The 6180-nt window shown below is 35.6% G+C and carries 5 protein-coding genes and 1 tRNA gene; 1 reads left to right on the forward strand and 5 read right to left on the reverse strand.

Features of this window, described 5'->3' with window-relative positions:
• Window positions 1–41: 41 nt before the first annotated feature.
• Genes ABWU86_RS06405 through yycF form a run of 5 tightly spaced genes read right to left on the reverse strand, consistent with a single transcriptional unit; the run spans window position 42 to window position 5607 of the window.
• Window positions 42–854, reverse strand: a complete 813-nt coding sequence (locus tag ABWU86_RS06405; RefSeq protein WP_293794334.1) for an MBL fold metallo-hydrolase — start codon at window positions 852–854, stop codon at window positions 42–44.
• A gap of 14 nt (window positions 855–868) precedes the next feature.
• Entirely contained in the window at window positions 869–1702 is an 834-nt protein-coding gene (locus ABWU86_RS06410) for a two-component system regulatory protein YycI (RefSeq protein ID WP_293794336.1), read from the reverse strand.
• 18 nt (window positions 1703–1720) lie between these two features.
• Window positions 1721–3019, reverse strand: coding sequence for a YycH family regulatory protein (locus tag ABWU86_RS06415; RefSeq protein ID WP_293794337.1), 1299 nt, complete (start codon window positions 3017–3019; stop codon window positions 1721–1723).
• Window positions 3009–4865, reverse strand: coding sequence for a cell wall metabolism sensor histidine kinase WalK (gene walK, locus ABWU86_RS06420; protein ID WP_293794339.1), 1857 nt, complete (start codon window positions 4863–4865; stop codon window positions 3009–3011). Before walK ends, ABWU86_RS06415 begins: the two co-directional genes overlap by 11 nt.
• Before the next feature lie 31 nt (window positions 4866–4896).
• Window positions 4897–5607 (reverse strand): response regulator YycF, encoded by a 711-nt coding sequence (gene yycF / locus ABWU86_RS06425; protein WP_293794343.1) that lies wholly within the window; start codon window positions 5605–5607, stop codon window positions 4897–4899.
• 353 nt (window positions 5608–5960) lie between these two features.
• Here yycF and ABWU86_RS06430 point away from each other — a divergent pair.
• A tRNA-Lys gene (locus tag ABWU86_RS06430) sits at window positions 5961–6033 on the forward strand.
• Window positions 6034–6180 lie beyond the last annotated feature (147 nt).

The following is a 6180-nucleotide window of genomic DNA, read 5'->3' on the forward strand; positions in this document are numbered from 1 at the left end:
AAATTAATTATCATTATTATAGCTAGTAAACTTAAAGCAAACTAAAGTGTAAATAAATCAGACGATTTTTCCACATCTGTATCCAATAAATCAAAATCTGTGCCAACCCCAAAATCGTTTTCTTCTAGCATTGAAGCAACAGTGAGGTGGGCTAATTCCTTAATATTATTGTGATGACTTCGGTGCCCGATAAAAATACGATCGGTGGAATTCCCAATTGCTTCCATCAATGTATTGGCACCATCTTCATTTGATAAATGGCCTTCATCACCTAAAATACGTTGTTTTAAAGACCATGGATAATCACCACTACGTAGCATTTCCACATCATGATTACATTCCAATAGATAAGTATTGGCGTTTTTAATTGTTCCATAAATGTAATCTGAAATATAACCTACATCGGTCAAGACGACAAAACTCTTGTTGCGATGATGGAAATTATAAAATTGCGCTTGTGCCGCATCGTGAGAAACGGCAAAGCTTTCAATATCAATGTCACCGAAACTCATTGCCATGTTTGGTGGAAAAATATTTTTTTGTGCTAACGGAACTTCACCAATAGTGTCTGCCATTGCATCCCAAGTGGGTTGGTTCGCGTAAACACTAATTTGAGGATAGCGACGGGCTAAGACCCCGACGGCTTTACTATGGTCGGTATGTTCATGTGTTACTAACATCATATCGACATCTTTCATAGAACGGTTAATGGATGCCATCAATCGTTCGATACGAACCCCCGATAAACCCGCATCTAATAGAATTTTATGTTGATTAGTTTCAATGTATGTGACGTTTCCACCACTTCCACTGGATAAAACACTAATCTTCATATCATCTGCATCGTTGTTCATGTTGATCCTCATTTCTAATTATCATTTGAAGTTGCTGCTTCGGTAGTGCCTTCACCATCTAAAATGGCACCGTTAAAGGCATTAATCCGTTTAATCGTCATCGATGATGAACCACTACTAGTATAACCAATTACCCAAGTCGGAATTAAAACGACATTGTTTTTAATTGATAGTAATTGGGTGTAATACATGTTAACCCATTTAATCTTAGAATTATCAGGGATTTCATTATATTGGTAAAGCCATACTAATGCTTTGGCGGGTGAAATAATGTCAGTTTTTTCACGTAAAACGCTAACGTCATTCATATAACTTTGGGTATATCCAACTAATAAATGATCGCTGGAAACGTCGAAAATAATTTCACCATGACGAGGTCCATACATAGTCCCACCATCAGAAATTTTTTGTGAGTAAACGACACTGGTCTTGGTAGATAGGTCTGAATTGTATTCATATGAACTACCGTGCGCAATGAATGTATCTTTCTTCATTAATTTATCTAAAATTTCATGATAATTACCTGAATACAAACCGATAGGACGCTTAAAAGTACTTCTTAAAATATGGTTACTGTATGTGGTTTTTTGATTTTTTAGCTTTGATTTAGTGGTATTTAAACTATCATCGTTAACCGCTGATAAGTAATAACCCGTTTCGCCACTAGTTGATAATTTTGGAGATACCGTGATTTGATCATTTTGCATTTGTTTAATGATTTCGGCATCACTACCTTTATTACTATTTTCAGTTTGTAGATTGGCGTTTTGTCTAAACAAAGAAAATAGAAATAAATCAATCACCACAAAGATAACCAAAAAGATGATTTGAATTTTTTTGAAATCCATCTAGCGCTCCTCCTATCTTTATTGAATGCCTCTACCAAGTAATTGATGGTAGTTAATGTACTTGCCGTTATATTTAACGAACCAAGTTGGTTCTAGTGTAATTAAAATGTTGGATGATTTAGTGTTACTCCATTGGTAACCCAATTCAATCCCCGAGATCTTAGAAACATCATATCCGTATGCACGAATTGATTTCAAAACCGCATCACTGGAAGGTAACTCAATATCACCTCGACCAGTTGGCACCGGAATTTGAAGTGTCTTCAATGAGAAGTTGTACTTCAATGAAGTGTTGTCCACTAATTTCATTTCAATCGCTCCGTATGGCGTTTGGTCAAAAATAGGGAAACCTTCAACGTAATTTCTGTAGACAACCTTGGAACTTTTAGCATTGTAATCGAAGAAACGAATATTAGCTAAGTTATCATTAATCGAAATTTGCGAAATATTGTTATATGAATCCGTTAAGAATTGCGTCATGTTGGTGGAAATGGCACCTGGATGACTGTCGTAGTAATTAACTTCCCCGTCATTAGTAAATGTAATTTGGCGAGAGTTTTCATCATTGTAAACTGTTGAATCACGATGTCTTTTGACAGTTACATCTTGTGAGTCAGAAAGTAATCTAGTCACATAGTAATTTTGGGAAGTCTTATTAATCAAATATGCGTATTGTGGCATCTTGAATGAATCAGTGAAGTCGATATACGGTTTATCGTTTAGCTTCTTAACGCTGACACCAATCGCTCTAACGTTATCAGAAATAATTTTCTTAATTCCAGAAATATTAGTGTCCTTGACGTTAACTCGATAAATTTTATATCCACTATCAGATAGCAAATAAATATTATTACTATCATCAAATGGAATCATAATGCGGTTAATTGTGACGTTAGGTAATTTATCGAAGGCATTGTTAATAAACTTGCTGACGATTTTTAAATTAATGCTGCTAGGATAGCTCAATAATACAGAATCGCTGGTATTTAAAAGATTAAAGTAATCTTTTTCATCCCCATTTAACGCTGTATATTTAGCATCCTTGTAGTTATTCATTTGTTGACCAATTTCTGTAATCAAGTTAATTGATTGGTTGGTTAATAAATATTGTTTTCCATTTGACTTAGTTTGAACCACCTGAGTAGGCGAATAAACTGATGAGATTGGTTTGGAATCAATTTGGGCAGTTTGACTGCTTTCCTTTTGATTAGAACGGTCATAGTGAGCAGGGTTCACCAAAATCGAAGCTGATAAAAATAGACTTACACCAACTGCAGATGTTAACAATATTGGTAAAATCAGTTGTTTAATCTTCATCCCATAAGTCCTCCTCAATTGGTTCGTATGGTAGTGAAATGTAGAAGGTAGAACCACGGTTTTCGGTACTTTCTACCCAAATCTTACCACCAAGGGCTTGGACCACTTCTTTAGAAATAGCTAGTCCCAATCCAGTTCCACCTTGTGCTCTAGAACGAGCTTTATCAACACGGTAAAAACGGTCAAAAATGTGTGGAATTGAACTTCTAGGAATTCCTAAACCTTGGTCACGAACACTTAAAATAACGCTGTTCTTAGTCTTGTAAAGTGAACAAGTAATTACCCCTCCGTCTGGAGAGTATTTAATCGCATTATTCATTAAGTTATCGATTACTTGCGTGAAACGGTCGGTATCGACTTCTACCCATAAATCGGATTTAGTGAAACGACGTTCGATGCGGTAATGTTTATTTGGTTTTTCCTCATTATTACCATCTGATTTAATAATCATGTCAAAACGGTTCAAAATATAATTGAACAATTCGGTAATATTAACTAATTCTTTATCAATTTTTTGGGTACCAGAATCCATTCGAGAAAGCGTTAATAAATCGTTAATCATACGAATCATACGATCGGTTTCTTCTTGCGTTACTTTCAAGAAATTAGGCGCTATTTCTGGATCTTGCCATGCCCCATCTTGCAGTGCTTCGATGTATGAGTGCACACTGGTTAATGGAGTTCTCAATTCGTGTGAAACGTTGGAAACGAATTCTTTTCGGTCATTATCAATCTTTTGTTGTTCAGTAACATCATGGAGCACACAGACTAACCCGGATACAAATCCCGAATCGCGTTGAATTAATGAGAAATGGGCATGCAAAATTAAATCATGATCTTTGTCTGAACGATCAATGATGGTTTCATCGGGATTTTCAATTAAGTCACGAAGACTGTATTCTTTTCTGATATCTAAAATATCTAAGATAGAGTTACCTAATGCTTCTTCTTCATTGGTTTCTAAGAAACTAGCAGCTTCATCATTCATGATAATGATGTATCCACGACGGTCAGTCGCAATAACCCCATCGGTCATGTTGGTCAAAACAGAGTCGAGTCGTTGTCTTTCAGATTCAGTTGATTCTTGTGATTCTTCAACCTTAACTGATAGGTTGTTAACGGCATTGGCCAACTGACCTAATTCGTCACGACCATACACGTGAACTTGACCAGAGTAATCCCCACGAGCAATTTGGAGGGTTTGTTTCTTCATTTCATCAATTGGCTTAGTAATGGCTTTAGAAATCACGATGGAAATCAAAAGACCAGCTAAAATAGCCACAATCGCGGCGGCAACATAAATAACCGTAATCTGATTGATTTCGTTGTAAACGGTATTTAAATTGGCGTGAATGTAAACAATTCCGACTAATTCATTGTTACTACTTTTAATTAACGGTGTAATAACAGTGTAGTATCTGGAGTTATCACCAGAGTTACTGGTAATCGAACTGGATGAACGACGGGTTAAAATCGCATTTTTAATATCAGTACGGAAATTCTTTTGTCCAACTGAACTTTGATCACCTAATTCGTTAGTTCCACGAATGGTGTTTTTCGCATCAATAACCTTAATTTCAGTGTAGTTATTACTATCAATGTTAGAAAGTAACGACTTAATTCGAATGTTGGCCTTGCTGGTGTTTGAACTAGAAAGTTCATTGGTTAAAGTGGTGTTTACGTAAGTTGGCACTTGCACTTGTTTTTTGAATGCTGCCATATTTTTGTTTTCCAATTGGTTCACAAAAACGGCCCCGACAATTTCTAGGGTCACCAATAAGATTAACGCTAACACTAGCGCAATTTTAAAATGAATCGATTGAAAATATTTAATCTTACTATTCACCGCAAACTACTCCTTGTACATGATTAAATGATTATTCTTGTTCTGAATTACGTAGGTAATAACCAACCCCACGTCTAGTAATCAACCATAATGGGTGACTTGGGTTGTCTTCGACTTTTTCTCTTAAACGACGGACAGTAACATCAACTGTACGCACATCACCGAAGTAGTCGTAACCCCATACGGTTTGTAATAAATGTTCTCTAGTCATTACTTGGCCAATGTGTTGAGCTAAGTAATGTAGTAATTCGAATTCACGATGAGTTAATTCAATGTTTTCACCACGTTTAGTAACGGTGTATGCTTCTGGATGAATAACTAAATCACCAATCTTGATGTCTTTGTTTTCACCATCTTGAGCTTGACCGTTATCATTACTTGATTGACGTCTTAAGTTGGCCTTAACACGCGCAACTAGTTCACGGTTTGAGAATGGTTTTGTGACATAGTCATCGGCACCTAATTCAAGACCTAAAACTTTATCTAGTTCTGAGTCTTTAGCAGTTACCATGATGATTGGCATATCACGAGTCTTTCTAACTTCACGTGCGACTTCTAGACCGTCAACTTTGGGTAACATTAGATCTAGGATAATAAGATCTGGAGATTCTTCTTCGACTTTTTGAAGTGCTTCTTCACCATCATAGGCTACAACTACATCGTAACCTTCTTTTTCTAAGTTAAATTTTTCGATATCTGTGATTGGTTTTTCGTCATCTACAACTAAAATTTTTGCCATAATATTCTATCTCCTTAACAGGAATCTATTCTTTTAAAAATCCGTTTTTATGTTAGTGACGGGCTGTCCTTAAAATCAACAGCTTCATTATATACATTTTTATGCCGTCTAACATTAACATTATAACACGCTTAGACATTTGATTTCTAAACGTAATGTTTTCGTTATCAATTCTTAAAAATTGTATTTTTCGCAAATTTAGGGCTTGTCAAAACTTTGTAGAACATGCTATTATAAATATCGTTGATTTTGTGGAATGCAAATACCAATTAGATAAAATTCTAAAAAAGGTGTTGCAATCCTTACTCCAACATGGTATTATATTTTTTGTTGGTTATGACCGACTTAAATAATTTGGGCAGTTAGCTCAGCTGGCAGAGCAACGGACTCTTAATCCGTGGGTCCAGGGTTCGATCCCCTGACTGCCCATAACTGATAAAAGACATCGCTTCGACGATGTCTTTTTTTGTTGTAAAAATCTCCAAATAAAAACCACTCTTTTCAGAGTGGTTTTTTAGTTTATTTGAAAAATAGTTTTTGAATGTCTTTAAATTGTTTTGTCTTAGATAACTTCAA

The sequence above is a fragment of the Apilactobacillus pseudapinorum genome (assembly GCF_040369555.1).
Lineage (GTDB): Bacteria > Bacillota > Bacilli > Lactobacillales > Lactobacillaceae > Apilactobacillus.